19 protein-coding genes are annotated in these 17,497 nt (G+C 70.4%); 6 read left to right on the forward strand and 13 right to left on the reverse strand.

The genetic code is table 11. The annotated features are described in order from the left end of the window. Positions 1-6 precede the first annotated feature (6 nt). On the forward strand, positions 7-1,326 hold the full coding sequence (locus ACWC21_RS25965) for an AI-2E family transporter (protein WP_450885227.1): 1,320 nt from the start codon (positions 7-9) through the stop codon (positions 1,324-1,326). Here ACWC21_RS25965 and ACWC21_RS25970 read toward each other — a convergent pair. Beyond that, entirely contained in the window at positions 1,316-2,059 is a 744-nt protein-coding gene (locus ACWC21_RS25970; protein ID WP_450885228.1) for a hypothetical protein, read from the reverse strand. The two genes, ACWC21_RS25965 and ACWC21_RS25970, sit on opposite strands and share 11 nt — an antisense overlap. Before the next feature lie 94 nt (positions 2,060-2,153). Next, positions 2,154-2,354 (reverse strand): type II toxin-antitoxin system VapB family antitoxin, encoded by a 201-nt coding sequence (locus ACWC21_RS25975; RefSeq protein ID WP_450885229.1) that lies wholly within the window; start codon positions 2,352-2,354, stop codon positions 2,154-2,156. A 252-nt stretch (positions 2,355-2,606) separates the two neighbouring features. Between ACWC21_RS25975 and recA the strand changes: the two genes are divergently transcribed. Both recA and recX read left to right on the forward strand, forming a co-directional pair. Next, a complete protein-coding gene (gene recA / locus ACWC21_RS25980) occupies positions 2,607-3,734 on the forward strand; it encodes a recombinase RecA (protein WP_450885230.1) in 1,128 nt (375 codons plus the stop codon). A 3-nt stretch (positions 3,735-3,737) separates the two neighbouring features. Further along, positions 3,738-4,502: a recombination regulator RecX gene (gene recX / locus ACWC21_RS25985; protein WP_450885231.1), complete on the forward strand. Its 765-nt coding sequence runs from the start codon at positions 3,738-3,740 to the stop codon at positions 4,500-4,502. Positions 4,503-4,868: 366 nt separating this feature from the next. Here the strand turns inward: recX and ACWC21_RS25990 are convergent, their stop codons facing one another. From ACWC21_RS25990 to ACWC21_RS26025, 8 genes are all read right to left on the reverse strand, one after another. After that, on the reverse strand, positions 4,869-5,279 hold the full coding sequence (locus ACWC21_RS25990; RefSeq protein WP_450885232.1) for a rhodanese-like domain-containing protein: 411 nt from the start codon (positions 5,277-5,279) through the stop codon (positions 4,869-4,871). Continuing rightward, positions 5,276-5,809, reverse strand: coding sequence for a cysteine dioxygenase (locus ACWC21_RS25995; RefSeq protein ID WP_450885233.1), 534 nt, complete (start codon positions 5,807-5,809; stop codon positions 5,276-5,278). Before ACWC21_RS25995 ends, ACWC21_RS25990 begins: the two co-directional genes overlap by 4 nt. Before the next feature lie 64 nt (positions 5,810-5,873). Next, the gene (locus tag ACWC21_RS26000) at positions 5,874-5,960 is read right to left on the reverse strand and encodes a putative leader peptide (protein ID WP_311605579.1); all 87 of its coding nucleotides are present in this window, start codon (positions 5,958-5,960) and stop codon (positions 5,874-5,876) included. Between the two features lie 79 nt (positions 5,961-6,039). Continuing rightward, a complete protein-coding gene (locus ACWC21_RS26005; protein ID WP_450885234.1) occupies positions 6,040-7,746 on the reverse strand; it encodes an FAD-dependent monooxygenase in 1,707 nt (568 codons plus the stop codon). Positions 7,747-7,924: 178 nt separating this feature from the next. Next, positions 7,925-8,836, reverse strand: coding sequence for an amino acid ABC transporter permease (locus ACWC21_RS26010; RefSeq protein ID WP_450885235.1), 912 nt, complete (start codon positions 8,834-8,836; stop codon positions 7,925-7,927). Continuing rightward, entirely contained in the window at positions 8,833-9,501 is a 669-nt protein-coding gene (locus ACWC21_RS26015; RefSeq protein WP_450885236.1) for an amino acid ABC transporter permease, read from the reverse strand. The genes ACWC21_RS26010 and ACWC21_RS26015 overlap by 4 nt, the downstream gene beginning before the upstream one ends. Positions 9,502-9,574: 73 nt before the next feature. Then, positions 9,575-10,417 carry a glutamate ABC transporter substrate-binding protein gene (locus ACWC21_RS26020; protein ID WP_450885237.1) on the reverse strand — a complete coding sequence of 281 codons (843 nt, stop codon included), beginning with the start codon at positions 10,415-10,417 and terminating at the stop codon, positions 9,575-9,577. 78 nt (positions 10,418-10,495) lie between these two features. After that, positions 10,496-11,272 carry an amino acid ABC transporter ATP-binding protein gene (locus tag ACWC21_RS26025; RefSeq protein ID WP_450885238.1) on the reverse strand — a complete coding sequence of 259 codons (777 nt, stop codon included), beginning with the start codon at positions 11,270-11,272 and terminating at the stop codon, positions 10,496-10,498. A 284-nt stretch (positions 11,273-11,556) separates the two neighbouring features. On the opposite strand from ACWC21_RS26025, the gene ACWC21_RS26030 reads away from it, so the two are divergent. Together ACWC21_RS26030 and ACWC21_RS26035 are read left to right on the forward strand one after the other, a co-directional pair. Continuing rightward, complete coding sequence (locus ACWC21_RS26030) at positions 11,557-12,243, forward strand: response regulator transcription factor (protein WP_450885239.1); 687 nt, start codon at positions 11,557-11,559, stop codon at positions 12,241-12,243. A 10-nt stretch (positions 12,244-12,253) separates the two neighbouring features. Continuing rightward, on the forward strand, positions 12,254-13,660 hold the full coding sequence (locus tag ACWC21_RS26035; protein WP_450885240.1) for an ATP-binding protein: 1,407 nt from the start codon (positions 12,254-12,256) through the stop codon (positions 13,658-13,660). Between the two features lie 10 nt (positions 13,661-13,670). Here the strand turns inward: ACWC21_RS26035 and ACWC21_RS26040 are convergent, their stop codons facing one another. After that, positions 13,671-14,669 (reverse strand): TAXI family TRAP transporter solute-binding subunit, encoded by a 999-nt coding sequence (locus tag ACWC21_RS26040; RefSeq protein WP_450885241.1) that lies wholly within the window; start codon positions 14,667-14,669, stop codon positions 13,671-13,673. An 87-nt stretch (positions 14,670-14,756) separates the two neighbouring features. On the opposite strand from ACWC21_RS26040, the gene ACWC21_RS26045 reads away from it, so the two are divergent. Further along, entirely contained in the window at positions 14,757-15,161 is a 405-nt protein-coding gene (locus ACWC21_RS26045; protein WP_450885242.1) for a pyrophosphohydrolase domain-containing protein, read from the forward strand. A 183-nt stretch (positions 15,162-15,344) separates the two neighbouring features. On the opposite strand, the gene ACWC21_RS26050 is transcribed toward ACWC21_RS26045, so the two are convergent. Further along, positions 15,345-16,247, reverse strand: coding sequence for a hypothetical protein (locus tag ACWC21_RS26050; protein WP_450885243.1), 903 nt, complete (start codon positions 16,245-16,247; stop codon positions 15,345-15,347). Further along, positions 16,240-17,454, reverse strand: a complete 1,215-nt coding sequence (locus tag ACWC21_RS26055; protein ID WP_450885244.1) for a TRAFAC clade GTPase domain-containing protein — start codon at positions 17,452-17,454, stop codon at positions 16,240-16,242. The genes ACWC21_RS26050 and ACWC21_RS26055 overlap by 8 nt, the downstream gene beginning before the upstream one ends. Positions 17,455-17,497: the final 43 nt, after the last annotated feature.

Consider the following 17,497-nt stretch of genomic DNA (forward strand, 5'->3'; position numbering starts at 1 on the left):
TGCACCGTGGCACCCACTGACGACACAGGGCGGACCGCCCAGCAGGCACCCCCGTCCGGAATGACGCCCCCCGCCCCGAGGTCCCCGGCCGAGGGCGTGGCCGGGGCGGGCGCCCGCATGCCGCGCTGGCTGCCGCGCGCCATGGTGCTCGCGCTGGCCCTGATCGCGGCCTTCCAGCTGGGCAGCTGGGCCTTCCACCAGCTGACCGGCCTGCTGATCAACATCCTCATCGCGTTCTTCCTGGCCCTCGCCATAGAACCCGCGGTGAGCCGGATGGCCGCCCGCGGTATGCGCCGCGGGCTCGCCACCTTCCTGGTCTTCCTCGGTCTGATGATCCTGACCGCGGGGTTCGTCACCCTGCTCGGCTCGATGCTCGCGGGCCAGATCATCAAGATGGTCGAGGGATTCCCGCAGTACCTCGACTCGGTCATCCACTGGGTCAACCAGACGTTCCACGCCAAGCTCAGGCGGGTCGACGTCCAGGAGGGCCTGCTGCACTCCGACTGGCTGCGCAAGTACGCGCAGAACAGCGCCGCCGGAGTGCTCGACGTGTCCGCCCAGGTGCTCGGCGGCCTGTTCCAGCTGCTGACGATCACCCTGTTCTCGTTCTACTTCGCCGCCGACGGTCCGCGGCTGCGCCGGGCGATCTGCTCCGTGCTGCCGCCCGCCCGCCAGACCGAGGTGCTGCGCGCCTGGGAGATAGCTGTGGACAAGACCGGCGGCTATCTGTACTCGCGCGGCCTGATGGCGCTCATCTCGGGGATCGCGCACTACATCCTGCTCGAGGCCCTCGGCGTGCCGTACGCGCCCGTGCTGGGCGTCTGGGTGGGGCTGGTCTCCCAGTTCATCCCCACCATCGGTACCTATCTGGCGGGCGCGCTGCCCATGCTGATCGCGTTCACCGTCGATCCCTGGTACGCGGTCTGGGTGCTGGTGTTCGTCGTGATCTACCAGCAGTTCGAGAACTACATGCTGCAGCCGAAGCTGACCTCGAAGACCGTCGACATCCATCCGGCGGTCGCCTTCGGTTCGGTCATCGCGGGCACCGCGCTGCTCGGCGCCGTCGGCGCGCTGATCGCCATCCCCGCCGTCGCCACGCTCCAGGCCTTCCTGGGCGCGTACGTGAAGCGGTACGCGGTCACGGACGATCCCCGGGTCCACGGGCACCGCAGACGGGGATCGGGCGGGCCGGGCATGCTCGCTCGAGCACGGCGGCTGTGGTCGGGGCAGCCGGGGACAGGGCAGTCGGAGACGAGGGAGCAGGGGGCGAGGGAGCCGGAGACGGAGGACGCCGCGGACGGGGGCGGCTCGTCGCTCAGTACGTGAGAACCGCCCACACTCCCGCGCCGGCCACCGCCGCCGCGTAGCAGCCCACCGCCGTCATGACGAGCCGCCGCCGGACCCGCTCGCTCCAGGAAGTGCGGGACAGCAGCCAGGCCAGCGCGGGCAGCACCAGGACGGCGTGCAGGCTCACTCCGTGCAGCGGCTTGAGCGGGGCCGTCGAGTGGTAGGCCGCCTCCTGGTGGCCGGTCCGGGTGAGCACCACACCGCGCGCGATCATCGCGGCGCCCGAGGCCAGTGCCACGAGCAGGATCGCGAACCCCGACCGCACCGCGAGCGCCATGCCGGCGGGGCCGGCCGGAGGGTGCCGGAAGGACGCTACGGCGAAGACGGTGAGCAACACCACCAGGACGGCGCCGCCGACGGCGAGCGTCATCGACACCGCCGTGTCGAAGGGCGTCTCCGTGTTCAGGTGCGAGGGCACCCGGCGCCACGCCTGAAGGGTGATGCCGCCGACCTCCACCACGCAGTCGGCGGCGAACACGGCGAGCAGGACGGTACGCAGCCGTGGATCGACGCGCAGGTACGACGTGACCCAGGTGACCGTGGTCAGCGTCACCCCGAAGGACAGCCCGAAGGTGACGGGCTTGCGCCAGGAGACCGGTCCGTCCCAGGGGCCGCCGTCGACCGCGAACACCAGCAGGTGCGCGAGACCGGAGAGGACCAGGAGCACACCGGTCGCGTGCCAGAGGCGCTCGGCCGGACGGGGTTTCTTCATGGCCCAAGACTCCCGGGGGCACCGCTCACGGTCGTCGTCCGGACGGAGGCACCCCTCGTACGCCCGGCGGAGCAGGTGGCGGGCCGCCGCGTGGTCAGCCCTGCGGATCCCGCGGCTTCGCCTCGGCCTCGCGCAGCCCCTGGTCCCTGAGTTCGGTACGCGCCTCCGTCCGACGGCCACGGGCGATGTAGTCGCGAACGACCAGTTCGACGGCGTCCTGCGGCGACCCGACGCCTGCCAGAACCATCACTTCCACGACCAGTTCGGCATCGAGACTGATGCTGACCTTGGCCACGGCTTTCCCCTTCCTGTCGCGTTGGACAGACAGTAGAGGTCCGCGCGGCCGCGTGGAGCGCTTGACACAAAAATCGAACATCCATTCTCATGGAAGCTCAGGCGAGGCTCTGCGTGGGGGATTTCAGCATGTTTCGGGTTGAGATGTCCCGCAGTTATCCACAGGCCGGACCGGCGTCGGGGCGCATTGTCAGTGGCAGGCGTTAGCGTCTTTGACGTGAAGCGATCGACTCAAGCAAACCGGGTGGAACCCATGGCAGGAACCGACCGCGAGAAGGCGCTCGACGCCGCGCTCGCACAGATTGAACGGCAATTCGGCAAGGGCGCGGTCATGCGCATGGGCGAGCGGTCGAAGGAGCCCATCGAGGTCATCCCGACCGGGTCGACCGCGCTCGACGTCGCCCTTGGCGTCGGTGGCCTGCCGCGCGGCCGTGTGGTGGAGATCTACGGTCCGGAGTCCTCCGGCAAGACCACCCTGACCCTGCACGCGGTGGCGAACGCGCAGAAGGCCGGCGGCCAGGTCGCCTTCGTGGACGCGGAGCACGCCCTCGACCCCGAGTACGCGAAGAAGCTCGGCGTGGACATCGACAACCTGATCCTCTCCCAGCCGGACAACGGCGAGCAGGCCCTGGAGATCGTGGACATGCTGGTCCGCTCCGGCGCCCTCGACCTCATCGTCATCGACTCGGTCGCCGCGCTCGTCCCGCGCGCGGAGATCGAGGGTGAGATGGGTGACAGCCACGTCGGCCTGCAGGCCCGACTGATGAGCCAGGCCCTGCGGAAGATCACCAGCGCGCTCAACCAGTCCAAGACCACGGCGATCTTCATCAACCAGCTCCGCGAGAAGATCGGCGTGATGTTCGGCTCCCCGGAGACCACGACCGGTGGCCGGGCGCTGAAGTTCTACGCCTCGGTGCGCATCGACATCCGCCGTATCGAGACCCTGAAGGACGGCACGGAGGCGGTCGGCAACCGCACCCGCTGCAAGGTCGTGAAGAACAAGGTCGCGCCGCCCTTCAAGCAGGCGGAGTTCGACATCCTCTACGGCCAGGGCATCAGCCGCGAGGGCGGCCTGATCGACATGGGAGTGGAGCACGGCTTCGTACGCAAGGCAGGTGCCTGGTACACCTACGAGGGGGACCAGCTCGGCCAGGGCAAGGAGAACGCGCGCAACTTCCTGAAGGACAACCCCGACCTGGCCAACGAGATCGAGAGGAAGATCAAGGAGAAGCTGGGCGTGGGCGTGCGGCCGGCGGAACCCGCCGCCGAGCCGGGCACGGACGCCGCGGCCGGTGCCGCCACGGACGACGCCGCCAAGACGGTGCCCGCCCCGGCGGCCACCAAGGCCACCAAGCCCAAGGCCGCCGCCGCCAAGAGCTGACCCGTGACACGACGAACCGACTGGGCCGAGTACGAGTACGCCACCCCTGGTGCCCCACGGGGGAGGGGCACCAGGGGCGACGCGGGCGCCGCCCCGGACGGTGACGGCGGTTACGCGGACGACCCGGCCCACGAGGACGACGGCTCGCCCGGTACCGGGTCCCGTGGTGCTCGTGGGCCCCGCCGGCGTGGCTTCGGGGAGCCGTCCGCGCCCGGGCAGGACGAAGACGCCCCTTCCTCGTCGAGGGCCGAGCGGGGGGAGTCTTCAGGGGACCCGGTCGAGCGGGCACGGGCGATCTGCCTGCGCCTGCTCACCGGGACCCCGCGCACCCGCAAGCAACTCGCGGACGCCCTGCGCAAGCGGGAGATCCCCGAGGAGGCGGCGGAGGAGGTGCTGTCGCGGTTCGAGGAGGTCGGGCTGATCGACGACGGGGCGTTCGCGGGCGCCTGGGTGGAGTCCCGGCACCACGGCCGAGGGCTGGCACGGCGCGCGCTCGCCCGGGAACTGAGGACCAAGGGCGTCGACTCGGCACTGATCGACGACGCGGTGGCACAACTCGACTCCGAGCAGGAGGAGGCGACGGCCCGCGAACTCGTCGCACGCAAGCTGCGTGCCACCCGCGGCCTCGACCGGGACAAGCGCATCCGCCGTCTCGCCGGCATGCTCGCCCGCAAGGGATACCCCGAGGGCATGTCCCTCCGAGTGGTCCGGCAGGCGTTGGAGGAGGAGGGCGAGGACACGGAGTTCCTCGAGGGCGAGGGCTACTGAGCCGCGTCCGGCGGGCGGCGGCGGACACCCGAGCGGTACCTCCTCGGACAGCGCGGACCGTCGCCTTCCTCGTCGGCGACGGCCCGGCGTCCCGGCACGCGGGGTGGGGTTAGCCCCCTTCGAAGACGCCGGAGCACCGCAGTGTGTGAACACCGGTGCGTCGACCGTGTACGCATGATGCTGCGCTACCGGGATTCATTCGCAGTGCTCTGGCATTCATGCCGGGGTGAAGCGAATCCCGGGGTTGCGACGCCGAGCGTCACGGTGGCGTTCCGGCGGAGCCGGACCCTGCTTCGTGACGGTGACGGGTCGCTCAGGGTTCCGGCGGTGACGGTGGCGACGGCGAAGGAGTAGGCCGCCCTGACGTCACCCGGCGGGGGACACCACCGGCAGCCCCGCCGCCCGCCACGCCTGGAACCCGCCGACCAGGTCGGTGGCCCGGTGCAGCCCCAGCCGGTGGAGGGAGGCGGCGGCCAGACTGGACGCGTAGCCCTCGTTGCAGATCACCACGATGTTCAGGTCGTGCCCGGTCGCCTCGGGGACGCGGTGACTGCCCCGGGGGTCGAGGCGCCACTCGAGTTCGTTGCGCTCGATGACCAGGGCGTCGGGAATGAGGCCGTCCCGGTCGCGAAGGGCGGCGTACCGGATGTCGACCAGCAGCGCCGCGCCCGACTGCGCCGCCTCGTACGCCTCTCGCGCCTCGATGCGCCGGTAGCCGGCGCGTACCTGCTCCAGCACCTCGTCGATGCCGGGCGGTCGCTCACCCGCACTGCTCACTGCCAGTCCTCGGGACGTTCCACCTGCTCCAGTCGCAGCAGCTGTCCGGTACGACTGTAGCGTCGGATCTGTGGCAGCGGCGGGTAGTAGGCGTGCACGGAGATCGCGTGTCGCTCGGTGGACTCGTTGAGCACCTCGTGGACGTGGTGGCGGCCGAAGGCACGGCCCTGACCGGCCGGCAACCGCCGCTCACGGTCCACGCCGTCGGTGAGCTCCAGGGTCTTCCAGCCGTCGCTGGGCAGCCGGGCGGCGAGTGAGTTCTCCTTCAGCTCGCCCGACGCGGTGAGGAACGCGCCGACCGAGTCGGCGTGGTCGTGCCAGCCGGTGCCGGTGCCCGGTGGCCAGCCGATCAGCCAGGCCTCGCTGCCGCCGGGGCCCTCGAGCCGCACCCAGGTGCGGCCCTCGGGATCGAGCGGAAGGGAGGCGATGAGCTCGGCATCGGCGGCCGTACGCCGTGCGAAGTCGAGGAGGTCCGCCTGCGTGGGTGCCGTAACGGCCGCGGACACGGGGGAGGAGACAGACACGTGCACCGTCCTGAGAAGCGTTCGCCGAAGGGGCGCACGACGGCGCCCGGAAAGAAAAGGGGATGCGAATTCAGCAGGACGGACGACACACGCAGCCCGCATAGCGGACGAGGTCCATATGGACCCTCCGCCACAGGCGCACATCGGTGTCGGTCATGGCTCGGAGTACACCATCGGTGGCACCCGCCGGTCAACTCACAGTCACTATGTGGACCGGAGTGTGACCGTAAGTGTGCTCAACGCGCGCCGGAGCCCGCCCTGGCCTGCGCTTCCGCGCCGGTGTCCGCATCCGCTTCCGCTTCCGGGTGCGCCGGGCCGCCCACCGCCGTCTCCGCCGCCGAGTACAGATCCGCCGGCCGGACACCGCTCAGCGCGGACACCAGGTGGCCGTCGGGGCGCACGAGCAGCACGCTGTGCGCGGGGGCGCCCGGGTAGTCCTCGGCGACCAGCAGTTCGGCGGGGTGCGGCAGCGCGGTCACCGCGGCCGCGAGACGGGGCATGACGCCGGCGGTCACCCAGTGCTTGCGGTCCCAGACCCCGGTGCCGGGAGCGATCAGCACGACCAGCAGTACACCGCGGCCGAGCCGGTCCCTCAGCCGTACGAAGGTGCCGTCCTCCGCCGTCACCCGCACGTCGCTCACCTGTTCGCCAGGTGCGGTTTCGACGGCGATCTCTCCCTCCAGGTATCCGGGCGCGAGCGGCGAGTCGGCGTACGCTCCCGGCGCACCGAGCGCTCCGCGCCCCAGGTGACCGTCCGTGAGCAGCACGTCGTGCCCCCGGGCCGTGCCGGGGACGTACGCGCGCAGCCCACCGCCGCCGCGCAGCACCGGCAGCGCCTGGTCGGCGGCGCGCAGCCGGGCGGCGATCACGGCCCGCCGCTCCGTCTGGTAGCTGTCGAGCAGCGGCTCGTGCGGGCCGTGGTGCCAGACCCGTCCCAGCTTCCAGGCGAGGTTGTCGGCGTCCCGGAGGCCTTCGTCCAGCCCGTGGGTGCCCAGCGCGCCGAGCAGGTGCGCCGCGTCCCCGGCGAGGAAGACCCGGCCGACGCGCCACCGGCGGGCCAGCCGGTGGTGCACCGTGTGGACTCCGGTGTCGAGGAGTTCGTACGGCGGTGTGGTGCCGTCCGTCCAGCCCGCGAGGGTCTCGCGGACTCGGGTCACCAGCAGCTCGGGCGTGACCAGGTCCTTGCCCGGCGGCAGCAGCCAGTCCAGCCGCCACACCCCGTCCGGGAGCGGGCGGGCGGTCACCTCCCCGGCCGACGGCCCGGACGTCCGCCACGGCGGCATCCGGTGGAGCACCGCCCGGCCGGGCCACGGAAGTTCCGTGCGCAGGGCGGCCACGGCGTGCCGCTCCACCGCCGTACGGCCCGGGAAGCGGATGTCCTGGAGCTTGCGCACGGTCGAGCGCGGGCCGTCGCAGCCGACCAGGTAACTGCCGCGCCACCAGGTGCCCTGCGGACCCCGGGTGCGCGCGGTCACGCCCGAACGCTCCTGCTCGATCGAGTCGAGGCGGCTGTCCACGGCGAGCTGCACGAGCGGCTCGCGCGCGAGGGCGGCGCGCAGTGCGCCGGTCAGCTCGTGCTGGGCGATGTGCAGCGGGGCGGGGCCGGCGACCTCGTCACGGGCTGCCCCCTCCCCGTCGGACCCGGCGTCCTCCGCCTCGCCGGCCTGCTCGACCGGGTGGTCGAAGACGACCTCACGCATCACCTGCTTGCGCCGCAACGACCGCCATCCGGCCCAACGGATCCCCCGCTCGCCGAGGGGGACGCCGGTCAGCCGCTCCATCAGCGCGGCGGTGTCCTCACGCAGCACGACCGTGCGCGCGAGGCGTGGTTCGTCCTTGCCCGGGCCCTCGTCGAGGACCACGCTCGGCACCTGCTGGCGGGCCAGTGCCAGGGCGAGCGTGAGCCCGACGGGCCCCGCTCCGACGACGATCACCGGATCCACGACGCGGCGCCCCCTGCCCGTGGCTGTGCCCTGACGGGCGTAGGTGAACAGGAAGGTGGAGCGGGGTGCACGATCACACAACGTATGCAACCCATTGGCGGTGTTTGCGTCAAGCGACGGAGGCAGTGGCGATCATGCCACTGCCTCCGTCGGGGGAGTCGTGTCGCCCGATGGGGCGTCAGAGTGCGCCGGTGCCAATGCCTCCCGCACCCCCGGCGCCCGTCCCCGCGGTGCCCCCCACCGACGCGTCGTTCGGCGCCAGCACCGCACCCGTGGACTTCTTGCCGCGCCGGAGCCGGCCCTCCAGCCAGGTCGCGAAGCTCGTGAGCGAGAAGTTGATCGCCAGGAAGATCAAGGCCACCACGATGAGGGACGGGATGGTGTTGCCGTAGTAGCCGATCATCGTGTTGGCCGAGGCGAGCAGCTCGGGGAAGGTGAGGACCGCGCCGCCCAGAGCCGTGTCCTTGACGATCACCACGAGCTGGCTGACGATCACCGGGAGCATGGCGGTGACCGCCTGCGGCAGCAGGACGAGCCGCATCACCTGGTTCTTGCGCAGCCCGATCGCCATCGCGGCCTCGGACTGCCCCTTCGGCAGCGAGAGGATGCCGGCCCGTACGACCTCCGCGAGGACCGACGCGTTGTACAGCACCAGGCCCGTGACGACCGCGTACAGTGGACGGTCGTCCGTACTGATGTCGGTGTAGTCGGCGTACAGGGCGTTACCGAAGATCATCAGGACCAGTACGGGGATGGCCCGGAAGAACTCGACCACGACCGAAGCCGGTACGCGGATCCACACGTGGTCCGAGAGCCGGGCGATGCCGAAGACGGCGCCCAGCGGCAGCGCGATGACCATGGCCAGCGCCGCGGCCTTCAGCGTGTCCTGCAGACCCGGCCAGAGGTACGTGGAATAGGCCTCGCCGTGGAAGAACGGCTTCCACAGTGCCCACTCCAGCTGTCCCTTGTCGGAAAGGGAGCTGACGACCCACCACACGACGGCGGCGAACGCGACCAGGAAGCCCGCCGTGTACAGAATGTTGCGCCGCTTGGCGCCGGGACCCGGGGCGTCGTACAGGACCGAGCTCATCGCTTCACCGCCACCTTCTTGCCCACCCAGCCGAGGATCAGACCGGTCGGCAGTGTCAGGCAGCAGAAACCGAGGGCGATGACGGCGGAGATCGCCATCAGCTGCGCCTCTTTGTCGAGCATTTCCTTCATCACGTACGCCGCCTCCGCCACGCCGATCGCGGCGGCCACCGTCGTGTTCTTCGTCAGCGCGATCAGGACGTTGGTCAGCGGACCGACCGCGGCCCGGAACGCCTGCGGCAGGACGACCAGTCCCAGTACCTGGGTGAAGCTCAGGCCGATGGCTCGGGCCGCCTCGGCCTGCCCGACCGGGACGGTGTTGATGCCCGAGCGGAGCGCTTCGCACACGAAGGCAGCGGTGTAGGCGGTCAGACCGAGCACGGCCAGGCGGAAGTTGACGATCTTGGGGTCGTCTCCGCCACCGAGCGTGACGTTCAGCGCCTGATTGAGACCGAGCGAGGTGAACAGGATGATCACCGTGAGCGGGATGTTCCGCACGATGTTCACATAGGCGGTCCCGAAGCCGCGCATCAGCGGTACCGGGCTGACCCGCATGGCGACCAGTAGCGTGCCCCAGATCAGGGAGCCCACGGCGGACAGCAACGCCAGCTGCACCGTCGTCCAGAAGGCTCCCAGCACGTCGTAACTGTCAAGAAAGTCGAACACGATCTCCCGCGCTTCCGCGTGTAGGGACGCCCCCGGTGCGCCGCCGCCGGACGGCGCACCGGCGGGCACTGCCTCAGCTCTTGATGTCGCCGATCTTCGGGGCGGGCTCGTTCTTGTAGTTGGCGGGACCGAAGTTCTTGTCCACGGCCTTCTGCCACTCACCGCTGGAGACCATCTCCTCCAGCGCCTTGTTGATCTTGGCCTTGAGGGCGCTGCCCTTCTTGACGCCGATGCCGTAGTTCTCGTTCGTCATCTTCAGGCCGCCGAGCTTGAACTTGCCCTTGAACTGCGACTGGGAGGCGTAACCGGCGAGGATCGAGTCATCGGTGGTCAGGGCGTCGATGGCCTTGCTCTGCAGACCGGTCAGGCAGGCGGAGTAGGTCGGGTACTCCTGGAGCTTCGCCTTGGGCGCGAGCTTGTCGTGGACGTTCTGCGCCGACGTGGAACCGGTCACCGAACACAGCTTCTTCTTGTTCAGGTCGGAAGGCGACTTGATGCTGTTGTCGTCCGCACGGACCAGCACGTCCTGGTGGGCCAGCAGGTACGGGCCGGCGAAGTCGACCAGCTTCTGGCGCTCCGGCGTGATCGAGTACGAGGCGGCGATGAAGTCGACGTCACCGCGCTGCAGCATGGTCTCGCGGTCGGCGCTCTTCGACTCCTTCCACTCGATCTTGTCCGCGCTGTAGCCGAGCTTCTTGGCAACGTACGTGGCCACGTCGACATCGAAGCCCGAGTAACCCTGCGGCGTCTTCTGGCCGATGCCGGGCTGGTCGTACTTGATGCCGATCGTGATCGTCTTGCCGCCGCCGGAGGAACCGCCACCCTCCTTGTCCTTCTTGTTCTCGCCACATGCCGTGGCGGACACGGCGAGAGCGAGCACGACGGCCGAGGCGGCGGTGACCTTGCGGAGCTTCATGGTGAACTTCCTTCGAATCGTGAGGAGCTGCGGGCCCTCGGCCCGGGTGACGCGGTTCTCGGGGCGCGAAGGGCGCCGTCAGTGGTGCAGGATCTTCGACAGGAAGTCCTTGGCACGGTCGCTGCGCGGAGCGCTGAAGAACTGCTCGGGCGCAGCCTCTTCGACGATGCGGCCGTCCGCCATGAAGACCACTCGGTTTGCAGCCGATCGTGCGAAGCCCATCTCGTGGGTGACGACGATCATCGTCATGCCGTCCCGGGCGAGCTGCTGCATGACCTCGAGGACCTCGTTGATCATCTCCGGGTCGAGGGCGGAGGTCGGCTCGTCGAACAGCATGACCTTCGGGTCCATCGCCAGGGCCCGGGCGATCGCGACGCGCTGCTGCTGGCCGCCGGAGAGCTGCGCCGGGTACTTGTCGGCCTGGGTGCCCACACCGACCCGGTCGAGCAGGGCGCGGGCCTTCTCCTCGGCCTGCTTCTTCTCCGCCTTGCGGACCTTGACCTGGCCCAGCATCACGTTCTCGAGCACCGTCTTGTGCGCGAAGAGGTTGAAGGACTGGAAGACCATCCCGACGTCCGCACGCAGCCGGGCGAGCTCCTTGCCCTCCTGGGGCAGGGGCTTGCCGTCGATCGCGATGGTGCCCGAGTCGATGGTCTCGAGCCGGTTGATGGTGCGGCAGAGGGTGGACTTGCCGGACCCCGAGGGCCCGATGACCACGACGACCTCGCCGCGGGTGATCGTGAGATCGATGTCCTGGAGCACGTGCAACGCGCCGAAGTGCTTGTTGACGCTCTTCAGGACGACCAGTTCGCCGGTCGCGGCCGTGTCCTGCTCGGCCACCGATACTTCGGTCATCGCTTTCAGGCTCCGTCCTCCTCGGTTTCGCAGGACAGTAGTGACGCCTGGTGACCTGCGTCATTACATCTGAGGGGAATCTGAGCATCACGATCCGATAGCAATCGGACACGTGTCGTAGCAGCTCCACGGGTGTGCGTATCGGCCGGGTAACGGAAGTCGCGGGCAACCGGAACCCTCTTGACGCCGTTGTCGTCCATCAGCGTGACTGCCTTGGTGCACGCGCGTGTGCGCGCGAATTCTGCAGACCTGGACAACGACCATGCGAACCGGAGGGGGCCGGGATGAGACTGCTGCTCGTCGAGGACGACAACCACGTGGCTGCCGCGCTCTCCGCGGTCCTCAAGCGACACGGTTTCGACGTCACCCACGCGCGCAACGGCGAGGAGGCCCTGCAGGCCTTCGTCCCCGAATGCGCCGGCTTCGACGTCGTCCTGCTCGACCTGGGCCTTCCCGACCAGGACGGATACGAGGTCTGCAGCAAGATCCGCAAGCGCACCAGCACACCGGTGATCATGGTGACCGCGCGTTCCGACGTGCGCTCCCGCATCCACGGGCTGAACCTCGGTGCCGACGACTACGTGGTGAAGCCCTACGACACGGGGGAACTGCTCGCCCGGATCCACGCCGTCAGCCGGCGCACCGTCCACGAGGACGCCGAACCGGGCGGCGACAGCACGCTGCGCCTGGGTTTGGTCCACATCGAACTGCCCACCCGCCAGGTCAGCGTGGACGGTTCGGTGGTCCAGCTGACCCGCAAGGAGTTCGACCTTCTCGCCCTGCTCGCCCAGCGCCCCGGAGTGGTCTTCCGGCGGGAGCAGATCATCAGCGAGGTCTGGCAGACCAGTTGGGAAGGCACGGGACGCACTCTCGAAGTGCACGTGGCCTCCCTGCGCGCCAAGCTGCGCATGCCCGCCCTGATCGAGACCGTACGCGGCGTCGGCTACCGCCTCGTCGCACCGGCCGCCTAGCGGGGACGGGTTGCGCACCAGGCTGCTGCCGCTGCTCATCGTCCTGATGGCGGCCGTACTGCTCGCACTCGGGTTCCCGCTCGCCCTCAGCGTGGCCGCGGCCCAGCAGCAGCGCGTGGTCGTCGACCGGATCGACGACACGGCCCGCTTCGCGGCGCTCGCCCAGTACGTCACCGACGGACCCAGCACCTCCCTGCGCACCAGCGTCGACGAGCGCGGGGAGGCCCTGCGCCGGGAACTCGTGAGCTACTACGGCGTCTACGGTATTCGCGCGGGCGTCTTCTACCGCGACGGCTCGGCCATGGCCAACGCGCCCGACGACTGGGTCCTGCCGGACCGGGGCGAGACACGGGAAGCCTTCCAGGAGGCCCTGCTCAGCCGGCGCAGCCACGACCCGAAGCAGGTGTGGCCCTGGCAGCGCACCCGCCTCGTCGTCGCCTCGCCGGTGATCCGGGACGGTGACGTCGTGGCCGTGGTGGTCACCGACTCGCCCACCGGGGCGATGCGCTCACGGACCCTGCACGGCTGGCTGGTCATCGGCGCCGGCGAGGCCGCCGCGATGCTGCTGGCCGTCGGCGCCGCGCTGCGACTGACCGGCTGGGTGCTCCGGCCCGTACGGATCCTCGACGCCACCACCCACGACATCGCCACCGGACGCCTGAAGTCCCGGGTGGCGGTGGGCGGCGGCCCGCCGGAACTCAGGCGGCTCGCCCGGTCGTTCAACGAGATGGCCGACAACGTCGAGGACGTGCTGGAGCAGCAGCGCGCCTTCGTCGCCGACGCCTCGCACCAGTTGCGCAACCCGCTCGCGGCGCTGCTGCTGCGCATCGAACTGCTCGCCCTCGAACTGCCCGAGGACAACGAGGAGATCGCCTCGGTGCGGACCGAGGGCAAGCGCCTCGCGCAGGTCCTCGACGACCTGCTCGACCTGGCGCTGGCCGAGCACGTCGAGGCGGACATCCGGCTGACGGACATCGGCCGGCTGGCCGCCGAGCGGGTGGCGGCCTGGGCACCGGCCGCCGAGGCCAAGGGCGTCCGGCTGTCCGGCGACTGCCCGCCCACCACCGGCTGGGCCGATCCGATCACGCTGTCCAGCGCACTGGACGCGGTGATCGACAACGCGGTGAAGTTCACCCCCGAGGGAGGCACGGTCGAGGTGACCGTCTCCTCCGCCGGGGACATCTCGGCCGTACAGGTCGAAGACACCGGACCCGGTCTCACCGACGAGGAACTCGCCCGGGTCGGCGACCGCTTCTGGCGCAGCGGCCGTCACCAGAACGTCAAGGGCTCCGGCCTCGGCCTGTCCATCAGCCGCGCCCTGCTCATGGCGGCCGGCGGCTCGATCGCGTACGCCCACCACGAGCCGCAGGGGCTCCGGGTCACGGTGACGGTGCCCAGGACCAGGGGCGACTCCTGAGCACCGGCGGCTATGGCTTCATCGACCGGTAGTAGCGCCGCGCGCCCTCATGCAGGTCCAGGGGGTCGGTGTAGATCGCCGTCCGCAGATCGACGAGCTGGGCCGAATGGACGTGGTTCCCTATGCGGTCCCGGCTCCTGATCACGACACGGGTGATCCACTCGGTGAGCCGGGGATCCACGTCCCGGCGGGTCATCAGGACGTTGGACACCGCGATGGTCGGCACGGTGGAAGTCTGCCCGAGGGAGCGATAGGCGGACTCGGGCATGTTGGTCGTCCGGTAGTAGCGGGCGGCCTCCCCCTGGGCGTGCAGCCTGGTGACCACCTTGCCCTCGATCGGAATGAACCGGAAGGGGAACTTCTTGGACAGCGTGACCAGTCCGTCGGTGGGCAGCCCGCCCGACCAGAAGAACGCGTCGATCCTGCCCTTGCGCAACCCGTCGGGCCCGGTGTCGATGCCGTCGGACATCGGGGTGATGTCCTTGACCGGGTCGATGTCCGCCGCCTTGAGGACCCGGGTCGCGATCAGCCGGACACCTGACTTCGGCCGTCCGACGGCGACCCGCTTGTGCCGCAGGTCCGCGACGGTCCTGATGTCCGAGTCGCGCGGCACGATCAGCTGCACGTAGTCGTCGTAGAGCCGGGCCACGCCGCGCAGCGTGCGGGCGCTGCCGGGGTGGTGCAGCTCGTACGTCTCCACCGCGTCGGCCGCCGCGATGGTGAAATCAGCGGTCCCCGCGGCGACGCGCTGCACGTTCTGCTGTGAACCGTCGCTCTCCTTCAGCTCCACCTTCAGCCCCGGCATGTCCTTTCCGAACTCGGTGCGCAGCTGCTCGCCGTAATCCTGGTAGACGCCCCGGGGCGTGCCGGTGCTGAAGACGATCGTCCCGCTCGGCGGGTCCTCACCCAGAGGCAGCAGCCACCACAACAGCAGCCCGACGACCACGAAGCCGGCCGCCGCGCCCTGCAGGGCCCGGCGCCTGCCGATATGGGGGAACACCTTGGACATGCGCGCGATCCTGCCAGCCCGTCCACCGTCCTGACCAGGGCGGGGCGGGCGGCGGGGACTGCAGCCGACGGTCGTTAGAGTCGCCGTATGAGCTCATCGCCCGCCGACCTCGTCCGTCAGTTCCACCTCGCCTTCGGCCTCGACGCCCGCGCCACGCCGACGGAGGTGTCCCCGGAACTGGCCGCGCACCGCGGGGAACTGCTCGCCGAGGAGGCCGCGGAGGTCGCCGAGGTGGCGGTCACCGGGCCGCTCGACCGGCTCGCCCACGAACTGGCCGACGTGGTCTACGTGGCGTACGGGACGGCGCTGGTGCACGGCATCGACCTCGACGAGGTGATCGCCGAGATCCATCGCGCCAACATGAGCAAACTGGGCCCCGGCGGCCAGGTGGCCCGCCGTGCCGACGGCAAGGTCCTCAAGGGCGAGCACTACCGGGCGCCGGACGTGACGGGCGTGCTGCGCCGCCAGGGCTGGCCCGCCGACGGCGCCTGACGGGGCCTGGGACAGGGCCTGGCCGCGATCCGGCGGTCGTGATTCATCACCGGGGACCGAGCGTGACGCCGAGCATGCCGTGGCCGGTCACCGCGAAGGCGGTCATGCCGTCACCTCCTTCCGGTCGGCCGCCGGACCGACCGGGCGCCGGCTCCGGTCGACGGCAGCCCTTGCTCGTCGTCCCTACCGTCGGTGGCGCAGGCCGAGCCACTCCGCCAGTGTCCGCAGAAGAGCGACGAGAAGGGCCACCACCTTCGCCTCACGGCGTCGCGCGACCGGGACGTGACTTCGTGGCTTGAGCGAGCCGGTACTCATCGCCTGGCCCGCCACGGTCTTACTCGGCGTCGGCCGCCGGTCGTCCGGTGGAAGGTTGTCGACGACGGCGTCCGCACCGACGTCCGACGGGACGTACCGCATGTGCGTCCAGCCGCAGGTGACCACGGCGGCGGCCGAGCCGGTACGGACGCGGTCCCACAGGTCGTGGCCCGCCGTCGGCGGCCAGAGCCGCACCGTTCCCGAGTGCACGGTTCGCGGTGTTCCCCGCCGGGGTGGTCCGGGCGCGGGGGCAGTCCCGGATCCGGGGCCGTCCCACGGAGGAGGTGCTCCTTCCGAGCGGCGCGAGGAGGCCGCCCGGGTGTCCCACACCTCCGCGAGCCACGTCTCGTACACGGGCGCGGCCCACCGCCCTGCCTGGCGACGCACCGTGGGGAGGTCGGGGACCCACGGCAGGCGGCCTTCCCCGGCAGGTGGCGCGAACCAGCCGACGAACGTGTAGAGCGCGCGTCCGCCCGAGGACGGGTCTCCGGGCAGGGACACGGAGTGCATGGTGGCGCTGATGTCCCTGGCCATGCACGCCATGCCCACGAGACGGCCCTGCCCGCACTGCGCCAGCAGGAAACGAGGGGCGTCCTCCAGACCGTCGCCGCCGGCGACCACCGCGGCGACGGCGTCCGCCAGCCACCTGCGGTCCGGGCACGTCTCGGGAGTCACCCGCCACCACGTGTCCGAGACGGACGTCCGGCCGTACACCACGGGAGCCCAACTCCGCTCCCCGGTCGCGCCGTCGGCCGTCAGCGGCTCAGGCACGCGTGTCGCCGCCCTCGTCCGCGGGGACGCGTGGAAGGCCGGACTCGGCGCCGTTCGTGACGCGTTCCTCGATCCACCTCCCGAGATCCTTGCGTTCGCCGTCCAGGAAGACAGGAACCTCGTCGATCTCCTCGGCGACCCAGCGGAACTGCTGCTCGACGCGCCGGCTGTCGGCCTCCAGACGCCGGATGCCCGCCTCGGCCTCGGCCAGCTCCTCCTCCCGCCTGCGGCGGCGGAAGCGGTAGGAAATCGCGCCCACGGCGCCCCCGGCGATGGTGCCGAACACGGGGGTTCCCAGCACGGTTCCCGCGGCGGCCCCGCCGACCATCGACGTGATGACCCCACTGGTGCCCTTCAGGTCCCGCTCGGCCGTCTCCTGCCGCTCACGCCCCTTGGCCTCGATGCTCGCGAGGCGTTCGTGGTACTCGCGGTAGATGAAGACCGACAGCGAGAACAGCATGGGGATGTGCACCCGCTGCGGCGAAACGGCGGTCGGGTCCACCTGATGGCCCGTGGCCTCGGGGAACACGCCGATACGCACCGGACAGACCATGGTGAGCATCCCTGGTCCGAAACACACGGGCAGCAGAGCCCGGACGTCCGTCACGACCCGTTCCTGCTCGTCGCCGCCCCCGGCGGCGGCCTTGATGCGATCGGACTTGGTGACCAGGACGACGAAGCTCGGGAAGTGCCTTCCCTGCTCACGCCGCCGGGCGCAGACGTGCTGAACGAGGTAGGACAGGCGCCGGATGCCGAGCCCGTCCATGACGTCCAGACGGTTCGCCGGTGTCAACGCCTCCCGCAGCCAGAACCCGTCGAGGACGAGGTAGATGCTGTCGCTGTCGACGAGCTCACCGAGCAGCGACTGCGTGTCGGGGTGGTCGTCCTTGTCCTCGAGCAGGCCGGACATCGCCGCGCCCCGGTAGTCGGTCCAGGTGAAGCGCAGCAGGTCGTCGGCACCGTTGCGCAGGGTCATGGGGTAGCTGTGCGGCCGGGCGTCCGTCGGCTTGGGCATCTTGCCCTCCTTGCGGAGGATCTCCCAGCCCAGTCCGAGCCTCGCGTCCGTGTCGGGCGTGTCGGCCGTCAGGTAGTAGCCCTGGTGACCGAACTGCCCGGACGACATGACGTGATACATGCCGTGCAGGAAGGTGGTCTTGCCCGACGCGTCCTTGCCGATGGCGGTGATGGAGACGTTTGGCGCATCCATGTGCGTTCCCCCCAGTGGTCTGCGCTTCGTGCTGCCCGACGGC

Source organism: Streptomyces sp. NPDC001348, assembly GCF_053597535.1.